This is a genomic window from Bacillus sp. FSL K6-1012, assembly GCF_037964915.1.
Lineage (GTDB): Bacteria > Bacillota > Bacilli > Bacillales > Bacillaceae > Bacillus > Bacillus halotolerans.
Genome location: NZ_CP150175.1, coordinates 35,001 through 53,884, shown reverse-complemented (window position 1 = coordinate 53,884; position 18,884 = coordinate 35,001). Strand labels below are relative to the sequence as shown.

Sequence of the window (18,884 nt, the reverse complement as noted above, 5' to 3'; positions counted from 1 at the left end):
AACATACGGATTTAATCAAGAGCGTTCTGTTCGCCGATCATTCTCACCGCATATACCTGATCGCAGAAGCCTCTTAACCCGTTATAAATCCTCTGTACCTTAGACTCATACTGAACCAGTCCAAACACAGTCGGACCGCTTCCGCTCATTAACACAGCATCTGCACCAAAGCGTTTCATCTGGTTTTTGATCATCGCAACTTCAGGATGCATATCAAGCGTGACAGACTCAAGCACATTGCCTAAACGGCTGCACATCTTTTGAAAGCTCTTTTCCTCAATCGCGTCAATCATACCGTTTACATCCGGGTGTTCCACCTCATCAAGCTTCAGCTGTCTGTAGACCTCGGCCGTGGAAACGCCGATTGTCGGCTTCGCCAAAATGACCCAGCAATGCGGAGGCGGGCTGATGTGTTTGATCTTTTCACCGCGTCCGGTGGCAAGCGCAGTTCCGCCATAGACGCAAAACGAGACGTCTGAGCCAATTTCCGCGCCCAGCTCCGCCAGCGTTTCTGCAGAAAGATTTAAATTCCACAGTCTGTTCAGTCCTCTGAGTGTTGCCGCCGCATCACTGCTTCCGCCAGCAAGGCCTGCAGCCACCGGGATCACCTTAGTGATCATGATGGAAACTCCCTTTTTCACGTTGTATCTGTCTTTGACGAGCTTGGCAGCCTGATAAGCTAAGTTTCTTTGGTCATCGGGCACAAAGCGGTTGTGGGATGAAACCCTCACTACATCTTCTGCCAGCTCCGTCAATTCAATCCGATCCGCTAAATCAATTGTCGTCATAATCATTTCGACTTCATGATAACCATCCGGGCGTTTTCGGGTAACGTCGAGTGACAGATTGATCTTGGCTGGCGCTTTTTCTAAAATACGCATAGCTTTCACCTACTTCTCCATCTAAACATAAGTATGAACATTGTATCACATTTGAAGTACGGGATGAACATATCCATATTGGAGCTATTATGTATTTACATCCAAAATCAAAAACCGGGGAACCATACGTCCCCCGGGTCACATTCCTTATCGGTTATTCTGATTCTGAGCCATTTGCTGTTCGGCGATTTCAATTGCCCGTTTTACCATGTTACCGGCATCGCGGGCACGAATGCCGCCCCAACCTTCATTTTTTACAGTGTCGTAAAAACCAAGGTCCTTAGCCAGCTCATATTTAAACTCATCTGACATAACTCCACGACGTCTGCCCAAACGAAACAACCCCTTTTTTAGAGATGATAACGATTCGTGCACGTCACGATAAAATGTGACCGTTTATATCTTTTGTTTAATGACAGTGAAAATATCGAGAGAATTAATGGAAACCAAAAAAAGGCAAAACAAAAAGCAGTAAACAAAAAGTTCACTGCCCGTTAAAATGCTACTGAACTTGCCGCGTCATCATTAAATGTCAGCTCAACAGTCTCAGTCAAAATATCAGCATAACTGTATGAAACTCTTTCAAACGAGTTCTCGTCTTGATCTAGTTGTATCACAAAAACAGCAGGGTACGTCTCAGCTAAAATGCCCGAGCGCTCAATCGTTTTTCGGCGGCCACCGTTTGCTTTTAACGTCAGCCTTTTACCTAAATTTCCATCAAGCGACCTTTTAATATCGGACAACGTCTTCGCCATTGCATCCACCTCACTACATTTATTGTACAACACGAGCCCATTTTTGTCAAATAAAATTTAAATTATATCAACGTTAATAAGACGTTGTCAACAAAATTATTTTGACAAAATTCTATGATTCCTCAAATATTTTCCGCAAGTTTCGGTAAATTATGTATCATTATGCAAAATAAAAACCCCGAATAAATCATCTATCCGGGGTTAATTGGACTTATAAGGCATTCCGACCCTCAGTACTCCTCTTGTTTCAATGCCTCCAAGTCCTTTCTCTCTTGTCAGTGTATTCCGAAGCACTTCCCATACATTGATTCGTTCCATAAAAGGCGTAAAGCTGATTTTCGCTACGATATATACAGGATCAAGAGCGTGAATGTTTACTCTTGAAGGAGAACTCGCGAAATTCGCCCCCGCTCTTATTAGTGATTCAAAGTGGGATTGGCAAGCCCCCGCAAAAATAACAAGCTGATCTAAGTGAGGGATTTTTTTTCGGGCTTTATGAACTGTTTCGACAAAGTGTTTTGAATGTCTGTATGCGCTCAAATCATCAATGCCGCCCTTTTGCTTGGAGTATGCATCATGCCCGGTAATCACCAGGATGTCAGGTCGATATTTGTCGAGCAATTCTTCTATAGAAGCAGACATTTTCTTTTCGTGGCAATGAATGCCGTAAACCGGCACACCGATTTTTTTATAGACACTCAGGCATTTTTTTAAATACGCCTCATCACCATCCATATGAAGCACCTTGCCCGGCATATGAAAATAGTGCTCCTGATGCTGATACTGGCTTGTTGCATAGTACTCCTGTTTCTCTCTCAGCAGTTTATAATCCTGACGGAGCAACTCAAGTGATTCATTCATTCTGCTTTCATCTTTCTTTTTTCGCATCAGCTGCTCATCTTTTTGCACGGCCACCAAATCAGAAAAATACGCATCAGCAATCAGCCTGACTTCGTCACCATGCAAAATGGCGATTGAATTCCCTGTACTTGTTTGCTCTATCCCTATAATGCGAAACAAAACATCCATTTGATAGGATTTTCTGGCTACCATATCCCCTATTTGAAATTGCACGTTCCTCACTCCACACATAGACTAAGCCTCATCATGAAAGAAAGAGCCTTGAGAAAAGCGCCTTTTTTCGCTGAGTGCAAGTTTTTCTTATCATTGAATTTTAAGTCCTTCTCTAGCCTATGTAGCGGCAGTCCATGTGGTGCGAAAACAAAAAGCCCTTTTAAAAAAGGGCTTTGTACAATCCGTTAGACAGCGCAGCGAACTCCTCAATAGACAAGGATTCACCTCGGCGCTTGCCGTCAATATTCGTTTCTTCCAGCACTTGCTCGATCGTTGGTTTTTTTGCTTTTCCATCAGGCAGATTGTTCACTAAGTTATTAAGCAATGTTTTACGGCGCTGAGCAAAACTCGCCTTAATTAACTGAAAGAAAAAGGCTTCGTTTTCTACATCCACTGCCGGGCCGTCGCGGCGAATCAGCCGAATGACTGCAGAATCTACATTAGGCTGAGGAACAAATACCGTTTTCGGAACGATCATCACCGTTTTGGCCTCTGTATAAAATTGCACAGCAATAGAAAGTGAACCGTATTCCTTAGATGAAGGATCAGCTGCCATACGTTCGGCCACTTCCTTTTGCAGCATAACGACAATCCCCTTCAGCGGAAGGTTTTCTTCAAGCAGCTTCATGATAATCGGCGTTGTCACATAATAAGGAAGGTTGGCTACAACCATCACCTCATCACAGTCCTTAAATTGCTCTTCAATGACCGATTTGACGTCAGCCTTAAGCACATCTTGATGAATGACAGTGACATTGTCATAAGGGGAGAGCGTGTCTTTAAGGATCGGCAATAAACGCTGATCAATTTCAAATGCCACGACCTTTTTCGCCCGCTTGGCAAGCTGTTCAGTCAAAGCCCCGATTCCCGGGCCGATTTCAATGACACCGGTTTTCTCTGTCACTTCGGCGTGGTCGACAATTCTGTCTAAAATGTTCGTATCGATTAAGAAATTCTGTCCCAAACTCTTTTTAAAAGAAAAACCGTATTTCTTCAGTATCTCTTTCGTTCTATTCGGTGTCGCAATATCTTTATTCATTCTGTTCCTCCCGCATGACGGTATCGAGCGCACTCATAAAATCACTTTTTTTAATTTGAAACATTTGCAGCCGTTTTTGAAGCTGTTTGCCATTTGTATATCCGATTTTCAGCAAATCACCAAGACGTTCACGGCGGCGCTTTGCTTCAGATCCGCCAATCAGCCCGGCGTGAATCAGGTCTTCAGCAGAAATTTCACTCGGCTGTGCTTCCATTTCTTCGTGCACGTTTTCTAAACATGCCCTGATGCTTTCAATCGATGCGTGTTCTACGCCAATTCCCCGTTTGTTCTTAGGTTTCGCAAGATGCTTTGGCAAAAATGCATGCTTACAGCCAGGTACAGCCTCGGAAATGGTTTTTCGTATTTTTTCTCCCGGGAAATCCGGATCCGTTAAGATAATGACTCCTCTGGTTTCCTGAGCCAAACGGATTTGTTCAATCACATGATCACCGATGGCTGAACCATTTGTTTCAATTGTGTCTGCATCAACAGCCAATTTGATGCGGGCCGTATCGTCACGCCCCTCGACCACAATGATCTCTTTAATTTTCATTATTTCCTCCAAGACAAAATAAAAACTTTTGTATATTGATGAAACTTTTTCATATTTCGAGCGTCTAATAAGCAGAAAATACACTTCGTCTATTATAACGAAAAAAACAGAGGGCGCAAAACCCTCTGTATAGATAAGTATATATTAATTCAAGATTTTAATTTTAACTGTTTTATTTCCCCATCGGTAAGCCGATGATTTCTCAGGGAAAAAGACATCTATTTTATTGCCTTTAATCGCTGAGCCCGTATCAGCAGCAACAGCGTATCCATATCCTTCAACGTGGACTTTTGAGCCTAGCGGAATGACATTTGGATCTACTGCGATGACTTTTGCATTAGGATTATTTTTCAGATTAACGCCTGTAGCCGTATGTCCTGAACATCCGCTGCAACTTGCCGTATAAGCCGTAGATGATACTGTCATGACTTTGCCGGTTGATTCATTGCTCCGAGACACAACTGGTTTTGAATCGCCAGAAGCACTGACCTTTTCAATCTTCGGACTGCTTTGCTTTGTGCCGATCGCAACCACTTTATCTTTGCTTTGCTCGGCTGTTTCTTCTTTTACAAGCTCTCTGGAAACTTCTTCGCCGTTTTCCTTTACGACTTCATAATGTTTTTTGAGCTTGCCTTCTTTTCCTTTTTGGACGACCTTTTCTTGCCCTTTTTCAAGAGAAGCGTCTTCTTGTTTTTTCACATCAAACGCTATTTTCTCTTCAACTACATCGGTGACCTTTTCGATACGAGTTATTGTAATATCAGCCTTTCCTTTCGTTAGCTTTTCGTCTAACGCAGGCTTGATTTTATCTTCGTCTTTTATGTTCATCTTTTGCTGTTTTAAAAAGTCAGCGACCGTAGTCGAAGTCGTCCAGATCTTCTTTTCTTTCCCCGCATCGTTCACAGTGACTTGGAACGCAGGTTCTATGTTAATTTTCATGTCTTTCGAAACTTCTGTATCTATTGCAGGATCAATTTGATCGTGTTCTTTCACATCAACATCTTGTTCGTCCAGTAATGCACCGACCGTTTTTGCTGTTGACCATAATGTCTTTTCTTCCCCGTTTAAAGTAAGCTTCACAGGTTTTGCAGCCTCATACACAACATTCATATCTGCTGTTATCTGTGTCTTTTTAGCAGGTGTGATCTTATCTTCGTCTCTTGTCTTTATATCGAGTGTTTCTAAAAGATCACCGACTGTTTTTGCATGTGTGCGTATATTTTTCTTTTTGCCGTTGATAGAAACTGAGACTGATTGTTTCGTCAGCTCATGAGCTGCGTACGCAGTCCCGCTTCCCGCCAGCAGCAAACAAGCAGCAACCAGAATGACTTTGCTTTTGCTAAGCTTTACGGAAAACAGCTTTTTCATTTTTTGTGTGATGAAAAACGCCTCCTTCTCCTCGGAGAGATTATATAGAGTATCTAAAAGGCTGTCAACCCTCCCTTCTCCTTCTCCTAAAAGCTCAGTGTCTTCTTCATTATCCTGAAACACACCGAGAAACGGAAGAAAGACTTGTCGACAAACCTATCCTATGAGGAGAAGAAAGCATGTAGAACTTTTATGGAAAAACGCCGGAACGGACAAGCTCTTACAAAACCTGCTAGCGTTTTTTGTCAGTTTATACGGAAAAGTCTTTTTGCATTTTCAGTCGTGATTGATGCAATTTCTTCAAAGGTTGTTCCTCTTAATTCAGCAATCTGCTCCGCCACATATTTTACATAGCTTGGCTCATTTCTTTTCCCTCGAAAAGGAGTTGGTGTAAGAAACGGACAGTCAGTTTCAATCAGCAGCCTATCATTCGGAATTTCCTTTACAACTTCCTTCGGTTTCTTCGCATTTTTGAAGGTGACAGGACCGCCAAATGACAAATAAAAATTCATCTTCATACATTCTCTTGCAACTTCGATACTGCCCGTAAAGCAGTGCATGATGCCGCCGACTTCGTCTGCGCCTTCCTCTTTCAAAATGGCAACAACATCCTCTGTCGCATCACGGTTGTGAATAATAATAGGAAGATTGACCTCTTTCGCCAAGGCAATTTGTTTTCTGAATACTTCTTTTTGAACATCTTTAGGAGATTTATCCCAATGATAATCCAGGCCCATTTCTCCTATCGCTACCACTTTTTCATGAGCAGAAAGCTCTTTAATCCAAGCCAAATCTTCCTCTGTCATGTCAATGGCATCAACTGGGTGCCAGCCGATGGCAGCATAAATAAAATCATATTCCTCAATCATTTCCATCGCCCGGGTAATGGTCGGCCGGTCAAAACCGACGACTACAATACGGTCCACTTTTTCAGCTTTCGCCCGCTCAATAACCTCATCTAGATCTGTGTTGTATTGTTCTGCATTTAAATGCGCATGTGTGTCAAATAACATAAATGAAAAACTCCTTTCTTGTCGAAACACAAAAGGTGTTCGACGAATTGTTACACGTGAAACACCTTTTGTTTATCATTATTTAATTCTTGTGCCTTTTGGTAAGGACTGATCGATGGATACGACTTTTAATACGCCGTCTGCTTCTCCTGCAAGGATCATTCCTTGAGAAAGCTCTCCTCTCAGCTTAACCGGTTTTAGATTTGTTACACATACGAGTTTTGTTCCAATAAGCTGCTCAGGCTTATAATGTTTTGCAATGCCGGATACGACTTGGCGTTTCTCAAAGCCTAGATCAAGCTGGAGCTTCAGTAAGCGGTCTGCTTTTTTCACTGGCTCTGCTTCGATGACCTCTGCCACACGAAGTTCTACATTCATGAACTGATCGATCGTAATTTCAGGTAAACGGTCTACCTCTTGCGGCTCTTCTTCTTTTTTCTCTTCTTTAGCTGGAGCTGAGCCTTGCATTTTCCCTTTGATGTACGCAATTTCTTCTTCTGCCTCTAAACGCGGGAATAACGGTTCGCCTTTTTGCACTCTTGTATCTTTAAGCTGGCCGAAAGCAGTAATGCTGTCCCAGGCTTTTAAAGCATCATCCGTGATGCCCAGCTGCTCAAACATTTTTACCGGTGTTTTTGTCAGGAACGGCTGAAGCAGTACGGCTGAAATACGCAATGATTCAGCAAGGTGATACATAACCGACTGCAGTTCTTTTTCTTTTTCAGGATCTTTGGCAAGAACCCATGGAGCCGTTTCGTCAATGTATTTATTTGTACGGCTGATCAACTGCCATAACGTTGAAAGAGCCACCGAGAATTCCATATTTTCCATTGCTTTTTCATATGATTTCACTGTTTCCTCAGCCACAGAAGAAAGCGTCTGGTCAAATTCCGTTACGGCACCTTTATAAGAACCGATTTGCCCGTCAAAATATTTATTGATCATAGCAACAGTACGATTCAAAAGGTTACCTAAATCATTCGCTAAGTCATAGTTAATCCGTTCAACAAAACCTTCCGGCGTGAAGACACCGTCAGATCCAAATGGCACTTCGCGAAGCAGGTAATAACGAAGCTCGTCTAAACCGTAGCGTTCGATGAGTGTGACTGGATCAACAACATTGCCTTTGGATTTCGACATTTTTCCGTCTTTCATCAAAAGCCAGCCATGCGCAAATACTTGCTTCGGCAGCGGAAGATCCAGAGCCATCAGCATAATCGGCCAATAAATGGTATGGAATCGCACAATTTCCTTACCAACTAAATGAACATCGGCAGGCCAATATTTTTGATATAGCTCATCATTTTCTGTATCATAACCGAGTGCTGTTAAATAGTTGAATAGTGCGTCGATCCAAACATACACAACATGTTTTGGATTTTCCGGCACCTTCACACCCCAGTCAAATGTGGTGCGTGAAACAGCTAAATCCTCAAGGCCGGGTTTGATGAAGTTGTTAATCATCTCGTTTTTACGTGACTCCGGCTGAATGAAGGTTGGGTTTTCTTCATAGAATTTTAAAAGACGGTCAGCATATTTCCCCATACGGAAGAAATAGGATTCCTCTTTGATCAATTCAACAGGGTGCCCGCTGTCAGGGCTTTTCCCGCCAATAACCTCACCCTTTTCATTTCGTTCAATATCCACAAGCTGAGTTTCCGTATAGAATGTTTCATCAGGGATACTGTACCAGCCCTCGTATTCATCAAGATAGATGTCCCCGTTATCAAGAAGCTTTTGAAACACCTTTTCTATGACGACTTTATGCCGTTTTTCAGTTGTGCGGATAAAGTCATCATTTGAGATTTCAAGTTGTTTCCACAGTTTCTGAATATCTGCCGCTGCGCGATCCACATACTCCTGAGGCGTAATGTTTTCCTGTTCAGCTTTTTGCTGAATCTTCTGCCCATGCTCGTCCGTTCCCGTTAAATAGCGAACATCAAAGCCTTTTAATCGTTTGTAGCGAGCCATTGCGTCACCCGCGACTGTCGTATACGCATGGCCGATATGTAATTTTCCGCTCGGATAATAAATCGGTGTTGTAATGTAAAATGTATTGTTTTCTTGCGGCATCTTGAAACCTCCCAATCAGAATGTCAAAAAGCTCCCGCCCAAAGGACGAGAGCGGCGATAAGTGCAAATCATATATGATTACCTATTTTTATATTTATCCTTTATCTATGATACCATCTTAGCCTTTAAGATCAAGGATATATACGTATGCCCCTAAAAAGAATAATTAAAATTAAAAATGTTTAATGAAAATAAAAAAAGTCTGTTCATGTCGAATTTTGTCGTATATAATCTTACGGTATAAAAAACCTTGGTTCGAAAGTCTTGATTTAAAAGGATTTTTCATAGGATAATAGCTTTATTAGAAAATTATAAAATGCTGTTATTCCGGTATTTTCAAAGCCATTACTGACTATAAGAACTAAATCTTACAATCAATAGTAAACAAAAGGATTGACGATTATTGGAAACCTTGTTATGCTATGAAGGTAAGGATTTTGTCGAATAATGACGAAGAAAAATATAATTTAAACAATAATTATCTCTTGGGAGGAGAATGTTTATGAAATCTACTGGTATTGTACGTAAAGTTGATGAATTAGGACGTGTAGTGATTCCTATCGAACTGCGTCGTACTCTTGGAATCGCAGAAAAAGATGCTCTTGAAATTTATGTTGATGATGAAAAAATCATCCTTAAAAAATATAAACCAAACATGACTTGCCAAGTAACTGGTGAAGTTTCTGACGATAACCTTAAACTTGCTGGCGGCAAATTGGTACTAAGCAAAGAAGGCGCTGAGCAAATCATCAGCGAAATCCAAAACCAGCTTCAAAACCTTAAATAATCATTTTTTACACAAAAAACGTTCTTGTTATGACACAAGAACGTTTTTTTTATTGCTGAATATGGTATGCATCATACATTTCACGTTTTGGGACGTTACGATCTACAGCCGCTTTTTTAATGGCTTCTTTTGATGTCGCTCCCTTTGAGATGTAATGCTCGACATGTTCTTTTGCAGATAGGTTCTCCCACCAATGTGTTTCTTCATCTGCTTCCTCAGCTTTATTGCCTTCGACCACAAGACAAAACTCACCGCGGATCTGATCCTCATTTGCCCAGTCTATCACTTCGGATATTGTTCCTCTTATAAACTCTTCATATTTCTTAGTAAGTTCACGCGTCACCGCAATGTCCCGATCTCCTAATATGTCTAACATCACAGACAGGGTTTCCTTCAATCGGTGAGGTGCTTCATAAAAAATAATCGTTTCTTGCCGTTTTTTGAGGACATCGAGTTCTTTCTTCTTTTCTTTTTTCTGCCTGTTGAGAAATCCGTAGAAAAAGAAAGGCTGCGGTACAATTCCTGAAGCGATCAGCGCTGTTAATGCGGCATTGGCTCCCGGCAGAGGAACAACATAACCGCCCATTTCCGTAAAGTCCTTGACGATTTCCGCTCCAGGATCAGAAATTGTCGGCAGTCCGGCGTCACTGACCAGCGCTATGTTTTTCCCGGACTTCAGCCATTCAATGATTTTGTGGCCGCTGCTTTCTTTATTGTGTTCGTGATAACTGACAAGCGGTGTTTCAATTTCATATACATGGCAAAGCTTTTTTGTTTGCCTCGTATCCTCTGCAGCGATCGCATCCACTGATTTCAGCGTTTCGATCGCTCGAAACGTCATATCCTCTAAATTTCCGATAGGTGTCGGAACCAAATAAAGAATCCCCATATCCGACTTACCATTAAAGCTCATCTGGCGCCTTAACATATACAGCCTCCTTGCTGTTCCGTTTTTCTTCTATATAAAGCTCTTTTTTTCTGCGGGTCAGTTTTTTAAAGTAATATTCCGCCTGCATGGCTTCCCGCTTCGTTGCAAATGCCTCAGCAAAAATTAAATCAACCGGGCGTCTCGCTTTTGTATACTTTGCGCCCTTTCCATCGTTGTGAGTTTTCAGCCGTTTCTGCAGATCGTTGGTATACCCTGCATACCAGCTGTTGTCTTTGCACTGTACAACATAAAAGAAATGGTTATTTGTCTCCATATAAAATGGTCCTGATTTCTTTTGTGTATTCGTTTTGTTCGTTATACACGAACAGCGGAGGAAGTATTTTCAAATCTGGCCGCCCGCCTTTTATGCCTTCAACCAAAATGGTATTGGCTTCTTTCCCTTGTTTCGGATAGACAAACTGAACACGCTTCGGCTCAATTTGATAAGCCTTCATCAATTCAAAAATTTCGAGAAGCCGGCCCGGACGGTGAACAAGCGCCGCCTTTCCTCCTTGCTTTAGCAATTTACTGCTGACTGAAATGACATCCTCCAATGTACAGTGAATTTCATGTCGTGCGATACGGAGATGTTCATTCAAATTTTGTTCGGCCTGTTTCGGTGTTTTAAAATAAGGCGGGTTGCAGGTAACAACATCATATCTATTATGCCCCAGCTTTTCAGGCATGTTTTTCAGATCATCATGTATGATTTGAATTTGATCCTGCAGCTCATTATACGCCACACTGCGGACAGCCATATCATGGAGTCTTTCCTGAATTTCAACTCCAAGAATGTCGGCTTTTGACCTTGTACTCAGCAGCAGCGGCACAATACCGTTGCCAGTGCACAGATCAACAATTTTCCCTTTTTGAATCGGAACATACGCAAATTTGGAGAGAAGCACAGCGTCCAATGAAAAAGCAAACACCGTTGGACTTTGTATAATCTTCATATCCTCTGCCAGCAAATAATCTAATCTTTCATCGTCATGTAATGAAACCATTTTCTTATCCTTTCCAGCACCTTTGAAAAAGGCTTCCGTCTGATGCGGAAGCCTTTTTCCTTATTTTTTATTTAAGAATGACAGACAGAAAAGACAATCTTCTTTTCTGACGCTTCCATAGTGGACGTTACAGATATGGAATCCTTCCTGATACAGACGTGCCAGATTATCATATCCTTCCCCTATATCAGCTTGCTCTGTTTTCTGTGTTTTTGATTCTTTTTTATCAGCTTTAAACTTTTCAATCTGCTGCGTCGTATCGTCCAGCCGTTTACGCAAATGCTTATTTTCAAGCTGTAAATGATGATTTTCTTCAATCATCTCACCGATATGCTGCTTTAAATCCCCCAGCTGCCGGTAAAGCGAGCCGATTTGTTCTTCTAAGTTAATGACGGTATCAAATAACTCTTTTTTATCCAAGGTTCCACACCTCGTTAATCTGTGGTTTGTGCGGATACGACGCCCTCTTCCAAGAGCTCTTCCCAAGTATATTCTATCACTTTTTCACGGTTCATCAGTTCCACCTGAAGCACCCGTTCCAGAATATTCAGCCCGACGACTTTTGCAGGCCCGTTTGCTGTCGTAATCATTTCCCCTATATCCGGAAGCTGTTCCTTTGCAGTCTCATACTCATCGTTTTCGTATTTCAGACAGCACATCAGACGTCCGCAAAGACCAGAAATCTTTGTTGGATTTAAGGATAGGTTCTGATCCTTCGCCATCTTAATGGACACAGGTTCAAAATCTCCGAGGAATGTTGAACAGCAAAGCATTCTGCCGCAAGGGCCGATTCCTCCGAGCATTTTTGCCTCATCTCTCACCCCAATCTGGCGAAGCTCAATCCTTGTTTTAAAGATGGAGGCTAAATCCTTTACAAGTTCTCTGAAGTCTACTCGGCCGTCAGCAGTGAAGTAAAAAATCACTTTATTACGGTCGAACGTAAACTCCACATCGACCAGCTTCATATCCAAGCCGTGATCTATCACTTTCTTTTGGCATATTTCAAATGCTGATAAAGCTTCTTGTTTGTTTTCTTCTACAATAAGAAGATCGCGCTCGTCAGCCACGCGTATCACTTTACGGAGCGGAAGCACAACATCATGCTCATCCACCTGTTTATTCGCGACAACAACCTGGCCGTACTCAACGCCTCTGACAGTTTCTACAATTACGCAGCTGTCTTGTTCTATATGAAATCCATTCGGATCGAAATAATATATTTTACCCGCTTTTTTAAAGCGGACGCCAATTACATTGTACAAGCTTATCCCTCCTGCAACATTAACACCAAGTGCTCCATTAATCCCTGCACATTCACATTGGAATGAAGCCGTTTCTTTGCTTCTAAAACAGCAAGTATCTGGTTCGTAACGCTTTGCTGTGTTGATTGTAGCGCATGCTGTTTTATTGATTGGAATAAGTCTTGATAAATCAATTTATCTTCATTTCCTATTTGGATGGACAACACATCGCGATATATCAATAAGAGCATATCAAGACCCATTTCTTGATGGGTTTTTTCTTTGAAAAAGGGCATCCATTGATCTTGAATAAAGAAAAAGGCATGTCCTTTCCGCTGGTGTAAGACTTCATACAATTTTATCACTTTCGCTCTAGACTCTGCAAACTCATCATTTCGACTTAATTCGACTGCTTCTGCTACATTGTTGGTCATGTTCGCCAGGAGCCTCGCCATATGAGGCAAGACATCCTGTTCTATCAGTCGGTCTTCAATTGCTTTGGGCTGCAAAGGCTGAAAAGGAAGGGTTTGGCATCTTGAAATGATGGTATCCAATAACCTTTGAGGCTGCTCAGTGATAAGGATGGCCATTGTGTCTCTGTTCGGTTCCTCTAAAAACTTCAGCAGGCTGTTTGCCGCATTAGCCGTCATTTGATCTGCATGGGATATGATGTACAGCTTTTTATGCGATTCAAGCCCTGTTTTAGAAAACTCTTCTTGCAGCGCTTGAATTTGCGCCTTTTTAATCGATAACCCATCAGGCTGGACCAGATGGAGATCAGGGTGGTTCCCCGACTCAATCCGCTTACAATTTCTGCAGTTCTCACAAGGCTCTGCTTCGTCTTCCAGACAAAAAAAGCTTTTCGCAAGAAGCATTGCGGCCTCCAGCTTGCCTGTTCCTTTTTTGCCCTCAAATAAATAAGCGTGTGATAGTCTGTCCTTCTCAATACTATTATATAAAAGCTTCATTACTCTGGGCTGAAGCTCGGTCATTTCCTTCCAGGATATTGCCATTGTATCACTCTCTATGTGTAAAGGTTAATCAATAAACCTTTTATTTCGCCAATACGCTCCAGCAAATCAATTGCCGGTTTTTCCTGATCCATCATCTCTTCAGTAAGCTTTATCAATTTCTCGTCTATTTCTTTCACAAGTCCCAGCGTTCTGCTGTTTCCGTAAAGATCAAAGCTTTTCGACGTTTCATGTGAAAGGCCGCTGTCAACAGCTTCTTTGACAAAACGTTTCACAAGCCCTTTAAATCTTGCCAAGTCTTTAAAATTCCGTGATTTCGTCAGTCTTTTCCCAAATGCTTCTATGTCCGTTAACATCCTGGTCAGCTGATCAAACTTCAATTTGCTGCTTTGGTTCTCCATTGATGTTTTAAAAGATGCTGAAATCTCAGCTGTTTTCATAGAAGGAAGCTGCTTATTATCTATAAATGTGCGTATATCTTTATTAATTTTCACAGTTTCAAATCCTTAAAATTGATGAAATTCATCGACTGGAAGGACAAACACTGTCGCTCCGCCAACTTCGACTTCGACTGGATAAGGGACATATGAATCAGCATTTCCGCCCATTGGAGATACAGGAGCAATCATCTGATCACGTTTCTGTCCGTTTTCTTTAATGAGGCTCAATGCTTTATCGACCCGAATATCCTCGACACCAATCATAAACGTTGTATTGCCTGATTTAAGAAATCCTCCCGTCGTCGCAAGCTTTGTGACTCTAAAGTTGTGATCTGTTAAAGTTTTCAAAAGTCTGTTGCTGTCCTGATCTTGTACAACTGCCACTATTAATTTCATCTGTAAAGGCCTCCTTTAGATTGGAAACAACAATGATCTCGTTTACATTATTATATCAACTAATGAGAAACAGGTCACAATTGAATTTTTTTCAACGCTTCTTTGATAACCTTTAGAACGTCCTGAACAACGAGGTCTTTCGATTGTGCTGCATCAACTGAATGAAATCTTTCTGGAAAACGTTTCATCAGCTCCCGATAACCTTCCTGAACCTTTGTATGGAAGCTCAACTTTTCCAGATCGAGCCGGTTTTTCTCCCGAGAGCCGTTCGCATCAATACGCTTCAGGCCCTCTTCCGGATCAATTGAAAAATAAATTGTGACATGAGGCATCATATCCCCAATGGCGAATTGGTTAATCGAAAGAACCTCATCAATCCCAAGGCCTCTTGCATATCCTTGGTATGCGAGTGAACTGTCTATGAATCTGTCACAAAGTACAATATGCCCCTGCTCTAAAGCAGGTGTTACTTTTTCAACTAAATGCTGACGTCTTGCAGCTGCATATAAGAGAGCTTCTGTTTTCGGATCCATTAACGTGTTGTTTTCGTTTAGAATAACTTCTCGAATTTGTTCTGCGATATCTATGCCGCCTGGTTCCCGTGTTGCTGTAACCTGAAGGCCTTCTGCTGCCAGTATCTTTTTTATTTCCTGCAATACAGTCGTTTTTCCCGCGCCTTCAGGACCTTCAAATGTAATAAATAAACCGCTCATGATCTCTCCTCTTCTATATAAACAAGTAATTGCTTCTCATTGATTTTCATATTCCCTTGAACATGCGTTTTCATGCTGATCAAGCGGCTGAGCTTTTGCACGCTTTCCCTTGTGATTCTTTCGCCTGCCATAATCATCGGAATTCCCGGCGGATAAGGTATAACATCCTCTGCATTCAGCCGGCCTGCCGCTTTATCAAAACCCACATATTCTTTCTGTAACGTGTTTAAAACCTTTTTTGAATAAGGCATTACAGTAATAGGCTGTGCTCCCCATTCTGCAGAAACATTCATCTGGTCCGATGGAGTCTTTTCGATCTCTTGATCGATTTTCTTAATCGTTTCAGCAGTAATTCTTCTTTTTCCTCCCAAGGGAAGAACAAGCAACACCTGATTTTCATCGGCAAGCTCTGTGAATATGTTGACACGCTCTAATATTTTTTGCAGTGTAAAACCTGAATGGCCGCATTTGGAACGAATGGTGAGCTTCAGCGGATCCGTTGTAATCCGTTGATTGGCCGGTTCAACCGCTTCAGCATATGCAAGTGAATCAAACGTTTGTTTAATCGATTGAATATGCTGCAGAACGTCAGAAAGCTTTTGTTCCTCTATCATATGCTGCAGATAAGCGCGGGCAAGATCCAATGAAGCCATTATCGGATAAGACGGGCTGCTGCTTTGTAAACGATTCAAGTAATCCGCTACCCGGTTCCGTTCAATCCTGTTGCTATTGAGGTGCAAATAAGACCCCATCGTCATGGCAGGCAGCGTTTTGTGCGCCGACTGAACAACAATATCCGCTCCCATTTGCAACGCTGAAGCCGGGAAAGGCTTCCCTAAAACAAAGTGCGCGCCATGCGCTTCATCCACCAGCACAGGAATCCCGTATTGATGGGCCTCTGAAATGATTTCAGTCAAATCTGCGCTATGTCCATAGTATGTGGGATTGGTCAGCACCAACCCCTTCGCATTTGGATATGCCTTTAGAGCTTCTTTTATCGTATCAAGCGAAACATGCGTAGGCACATGCATTATTTCATCAATGTCAGGTGCGAGATAAACCGGCTCAGCTCCAGCCAAATCAACAGCATGAAAGACAGATTTATGGCAGTTTCTTTGGATCAGGATCGTATCTCCAGGATCACAAACTGATAAAATCATCGCTAAGTTTCCGACAGTCGTGCCGTTCACAAGAAAAAAACTTTCTGCCGATCCATACAATTGGCTGACAAGATCTTGGGCTTCCTTAATCACACCTGAAGGATGATGCAAATCATCAAGCCCGGATAGTTCAGTCAGGTCAATTGTAAGAAGCGGGTTGTATATGGTCTTAGCCTCATCAAAAAAGACATCTCCATTGTGATGTCCCGGAACGTGAAATGAATGAGAATTCCTTCTCGCATGTTGAATCAGTGCATGATATAAAGGTGTGTTCATTAAAACAATCCCTTGAATGTGTATTCTTACTCTTTATTATATCGTTCCTATGACAGAACTTAAAGCTAAGACTTACTGGTAAACTACCTTTCCTTTATCGCGAGCAGCTTTTGCTTCAAATCGCCTTCCATCATCATGAGCTCTTCTTCAGCCTGTCGGCGTTTGAGCCGCCCTTCTTCTTGAATCGTCAGCGTTTCTTCAAGCGTACTGATTAAGCTTTCCTGCACCTTCTTTAACGTATCAATATCAACAATCCCTCGTTCGCTGGCTTTCACTGTTTCAATTGTATTCGTTTTTAAAAGCTCCGCGTTTTTTAGCAAAAGGTCATTTGTTGTATCGGATACTTTTTGCTGTGCATCCACAGCGTTTCGCTGCCGTAAGAGTGTCAATGCAATCGCTACTTGGTTTTTCCAAAGCGGGATTGCGGTTACAATGGATGACTGGATTTTTTCAGCTAATGCCTGATTCGTATTTTGAATTAACCTGATTTGCGGAGCGCTTTGTATGGTAATTTGCCTGCTCAAGAGCAAATCGTGCACTCTTTTATCCAGTCGGTCAGCAAATTGGATCAAATCGTTTACTTCTTGAACGGCCATTTGATTATGTTCATTTGACTCGGCCTGTCGTTTCAGTTCAGGAATTGTTTTCGTTCTTAATTCATCCAGCTTTAATTCACCAGCAGCAATATAAACATTCAGTGCAGAAAAATATTCTTTGTTTTTATCATATAACTGCTCTAACAGCTTATTATCACTGAGTAATGCATTTTTTGAATGCTCAAGTTTTAAACTGATTCTGTCTATCTGCACACTGGTCTTTTGATACTTTGACAGTACCTCCTGAAGAGAATGAGACACTTTCCCAAACATGCGTGCCAAGAAACCTTTTTTCTTAGACTGCAGTTCATCTGGATTTACTTGTTCCAGCTTTTTCATCAGCTCACCAAGGATTTCACCGATTTCCCCGACGTCCTTCTTTTGAACATGATCAATCATCGTATGAGAAAAATTCAGCAGCTTAGACTGAGCTTGTGAACCATATAAGACAATACTGTTCATATTGTTATGATCAATCTGTTCAGCCAGCTGGTATGCTTTTTCTTTGTTTTCTTCTGGCAGAACATCGACAAGCCGCACTGGCTGCTTCCCTGATTCGACAGCCTCCCCCTTTGGTATTTCGATATCTCCAAAAGGGTCTGCCAACAATCCGTCTATTTGAAGTTCGCTTCGATCTTTATTCACCGTCCTTGCCCCTTCCGTTATTTTTTCAAAGAATGCTTCGCTGCATCTAATTCAAATTGCAGTTCACCAATTTCGTCGCCCATTAATTGAGTTAAATCTTCTTCTAAACGCTTCGTCAATTCAGCAAGTGTGATACGCACTTCACTCAACGACATCGAAAGCTCTTTGTTTTTTTTCGGATGGGAAGAAAGAAAAGCATATTTCTCAGTCAGTTCCACAACAGAATCTAGAGTCTGATAAAAGAAACGCTCAGCCCGATAAAACCGTTTTGGCTCTTTTTTGGTTAATATATAGATCCTTCTGACAAGTCTCAGCATCTCTGCATTTTGCTTAAACATCTGGATACTTTTCGCCTGAAATAAAGCTTTTCTAAGACGGATTATTTTTTGCCTTGCTTCCTCAAGATTTTTCTTGATGTACGCATATTCTCTTCCCGTCAGTTCATGTTTTTTAAGAAATAACCGTCTTGCATTCCATAAACCCGCTGTGTATACGAGAGCTGCTGATGAGGCGCCATATACAAAAGATAAAAAAAGTGATTGGTTTAAACCAAAAAAACTCAATAATCCTATGAAAACAAAAGTCGCACTGCTTGTGAAACTCCATATCAAAAATTGAAGAAATTTATGCATCACTTCATCGACTCCTGTGAGTATTTCATATTTAACATTATTATCTACTACGTTTAGTCCCTAAACAAGTTTCATGTTCTTTTATCGTATCCATTGCTTTATATAAAGTGAAAAATGGTACAAAAAAAGACCTTCTCAGGTCTAAGAATATAATGGCGGTGTATGAATGCTCTTTAATTTTTTGACATAAAAGGCATAGTCAGGATCGGAAGTTGCTGTAGAAATTACTTTTCTCTCACAATCTAAGCATATGAATTTTGTATAAAGATGAATCCCTCTGCTTTTCTCTTGTTCGCAAATAATACATTTTTGATCGTGTTTAACCGTTTCGTCCATCGT

23 protein-coding genes are annotated in these 18,884 nt (G+C 41.5%); 1 reads left to right on the top strand and 22 read right to left on the bottom strand.

All coding sequences use genetic code 11. From position 1 onward, the window contains the following. Positions 1-11: 11 nt before the first annotated feature. From ispE to metG, 9 genes are all read right to left on the bottom strand, one after another. On the bottom strand, positions 12-881 hold the full coding sequence (ispE, locus tag NSS75_RS00290; protein WP_024123617.1) for a 4-(cytidine 5'-diphospho)-2-C-methyl-D-erythritol kinase: 870 nt from the start codon (positions 879-881) through the stop codon (positions 12-14). Positions 882-1,028: 147 nt separating this feature from the next. After that, positions 1,029-1,214, bottom strand: coding sequence for a small, acid-soluble spore protein, alpha/beta type (locus NSS75_RS00285; protein WP_010332697.1), 186 nt, complete (start codon positions 1,212-1,214; stop codon positions 1,029-1,031). Positions 1,215-1,375: 161 nt separating this feature from the next. Then, complete coding sequence (locus tag NSS75_RS00280; protein ID WP_024123616.1) at positions 1,376-1,636, bottom strand: Veg family protein; 261 nt, start codon at positions 1,634-1,636, stop codon at positions 1,376-1,378. Between the two features lie 201 nt (positions 1,637-1,837). Continuing rightward, positions 1,838-2,710 carry a sporulation-specific protease PrtG gene (gene prtG, locus NSS75_RS00275; protein WP_024123615.1) on the bottom strand — a complete coding sequence of 291 codons (873 nt, stop codon included), beginning with the start codon at positions 2,708-2,710 and terminating at the stop codon, positions 1,838-1,840. A gap of 160 nt (positions 2,711-2,870) precedes the next feature. Next, positions 2,871-3,749 carry a 16S rRNA (adenine(1518)-N(6)/adenine(1519)-N(6))-dimethyltransferase RsmA gene (gene rsmA / locus NSS75_RS00270; protein WP_095714729.1) on the bottom strand — a complete coding sequence of 293 codons (879 nt, stop codon included), beginning with the start codon at positions 3,747-3,749 and terminating at the stop codon, positions 2,871-2,873. Further along, entirely contained in the window at positions 3,742-4,302 is a 561-nt protein-coding gene (rnmV, locus tag NSS75_RS00265) for a ribonuclease M5 (RefSeq protein WP_044153503.1), read from the bottom strand. Before rnmV ends, rsmA begins: the two co-directional genes overlap by 8 nt. Positions 4,303-4,446: 144 nt before the next feature. Next, positions 4,447-5,670, bottom strand: coding sequence for a G5 and 3D domain-containing protein (locus tag NSS75_RS00260; RefSeq protein WP_024123612.1), 1,224 nt, complete (start codon positions 5,668-5,670; stop codon positions 4,447-4,449). A gap of 245 nt (positions 5,671-5,915) precedes the next feature. Next, positions 5,916-6,683, bottom strand: coding sequence for a TatD family hydrolase (locus NSS75_RS00255; RefSeq protein ID WP_326231374.1), 768 nt, complete (start codon positions 6,681-6,683; stop codon positions 5,916-5,918). 78 nt (positions 6,684-6,761) lie between these two features. Next, positions 6,762-8,756 carry a methionine--tRNA ligase gene (metG, locus tag NSS75_RS00250; RefSeq protein WP_339235265.1) on the bottom strand — a complete coding sequence of 665 codons (1,995 nt, stop codon included), beginning with the start codon at positions 8,754-8,756 and terminating at the stop codon, positions 6,762-6,764. A 496-nt stretch (positions 8,757-9,252) separates the two neighbouring features. On the opposite strand from metG, the gene abrB reads away from it, so the two are divergent. After that, on the top strand, positions 9,253-9,543 hold the full coding sequence (abrB, locus tag NSS75_RS00245; protein WP_003226760.1) for a transition state genes transcriptional regulator AbrB: 291 nt from the start codon (positions 9,253-9,255) through the stop codon (positions 9,541-9,543). Positions 9,544-9,592: 49 nt separating this feature from the next. Here the strand turns inward: abrB and rsmI are convergent, their stop codons facing one another. From rsmI to NSS75_RS00180, 13 genes are all read right to left on the bottom strand, one after another. Then, positions 9,593-10,471: a 16S rRNA (cytidine(1402)-2'-O)-methyltransferase gene (gene rsmI, locus NSS75_RS00240; RefSeq protein ID WP_059334656.1), complete on the bottom strand. Its 879-nt coding sequence runs from the start codon at positions 10,469-10,471 to the stop codon at positions 9,593-9,595. Then, positions 10,446-10,745, bottom strand: coding sequence for a GIY-YIG nuclease family protein (locus NSS75_RS00235; protein WP_010332689.1), 300 nt, complete (start codon positions 10,743-10,745; stop codon positions 10,446-10,448). Before NSS75_RS00235 ends, rsmI begins: the two co-directional genes overlap by 26 nt. Next, positions 10,732-11,475 (bottom strand): tRNA1(Val) (adenine(37)-N6)-methyltransferase, encoded by a 744-nt coding sequence (locus NSS75_RS00230; protein WP_024123608.1) that lies wholly within the window; start codon positions 11,473-11,475, stop codon positions 10,732-10,734. Before NSS75_RS00230 ends, NSS75_RS00235 begins: the two co-directional genes overlap by 14 nt. A gap of 60 nt (positions 11,476-11,535) precedes the next feature. Further along, positions 11,536-11,895: a replication initiation-control protein YabA gene (gene yabA, locus NSS75_RS00225; protein ID WP_010332687.1), complete on the bottom strand. Its 360-nt coding sequence runs from the start codon at positions 11,893-11,895 to the stop codon at positions 11,536-11,538. Positions 11,896-11,909: 14 nt separating this feature from the next. Continuing rightward, on the bottom strand, positions 11,910-12,737 hold the full coding sequence (ricT, locus tag NSS75_RS00220) for a competence/sporulation regulator complex protein RicT (protein WP_010332686.1): 828 nt from the start codon (positions 12,735-12,737) through the stop codon (positions 11,910-11,912). Positions 12,738-12,739: 2 nt separating this feature from the next. Continuing rightward, complete coding sequence (holB, locus tag NSS75_RS00215; RefSeq protein ID WP_024123607.1) at positions 12,740-13,729, bottom strand: DNA polymerase III subunit delta'; 990 nt, start codon at positions 13,727-13,729, stop codon at positions 12,740-12,742. Positions 13,730-13,740: 11 nt separating this feature from the next. After that, entirely contained in the window at positions 13,741-14,181 is a 441-nt protein-coding gene (locus NSS75_RS00210) for a YaaR family protein (RefSeq protein WP_024123606.1), read from the bottom strand. A gap of 12 nt (positions 14,182-14,193) precedes the next feature. Next, positions 14,194-14,523: a cyclic di-AMP receptor DarA gene (darA, locus tag NSS75_RS00205; protein ID WP_003218295.1), complete on the bottom strand. Its 330-nt coding sequence runs from the start codon at positions 14,521-14,523 to the stop codon at positions 14,194-14,196. 74 nt (positions 14,524-14,597) lie between these two features. Further along, the gene (gene tmk, locus NSS75_RS00200) at positions 14,598-15,236 is read right to left on the bottom strand and encodes a dTMP kinase (RefSeq protein ID WP_101860946.1); all 639 of its coding nucleotides are present in this window, start codon (positions 15,234-15,236) and stop codon (positions 14,598-14,600) included. Continuing rightward, on the bottom strand, positions 15,233-16,672 hold the full coding sequence (locus NSS75_RS00195; RefSeq protein WP_339235255.1) for an aminotransferase class I/II-fold pyridoxal phosphate-dependent enzyme: 1,440 nt from the start codon (positions 16,670-16,672) through the stop codon (positions 15,233-15,235). Before NSS75_RS00195 ends, tmk begins: the two co-directional genes overlap by 4 nt. Positions 16,673-16,755: 83 nt before the next feature. After that, the gene (locus NSS75_RS00190) at positions 16,756-17,913 is read right to left on the bottom strand and encodes a toxic anion resistance protein (RefSeq protein WP_216395008.1); all 1,158 of its coding nucleotides are present in this window, start codon (positions 17,911-17,913) and stop codon (positions 16,756-16,758) included. Between the two features lie 17 nt (positions 17,914-17,930). Next, positions 17,931-18,545, bottom strand: a complete 615-nt coding sequence (locus NSS75_RS00185) for a 5-bromo-4-chloroindolyl phosphate hydrolysis family protein (RefSeq protein ID WP_339237522.1) — start codon at positions 18,543-18,545, stop codon at positions 17,931-17,933. 141 nt (positions 18,546-18,686) lie between these two features. Beyond that, positions 18,687-18,881, bottom strand: a complete 195-nt coding sequence (locus tag NSS75_RS00180; protein ID WP_339235251.1) for a sigma factor G inhibitor Gin — start codon at positions 18,879-18,881, stop codon at positions 18,687-18,689. Positions 18,882-18,884 lie beyond the last annotated feature (3 nt).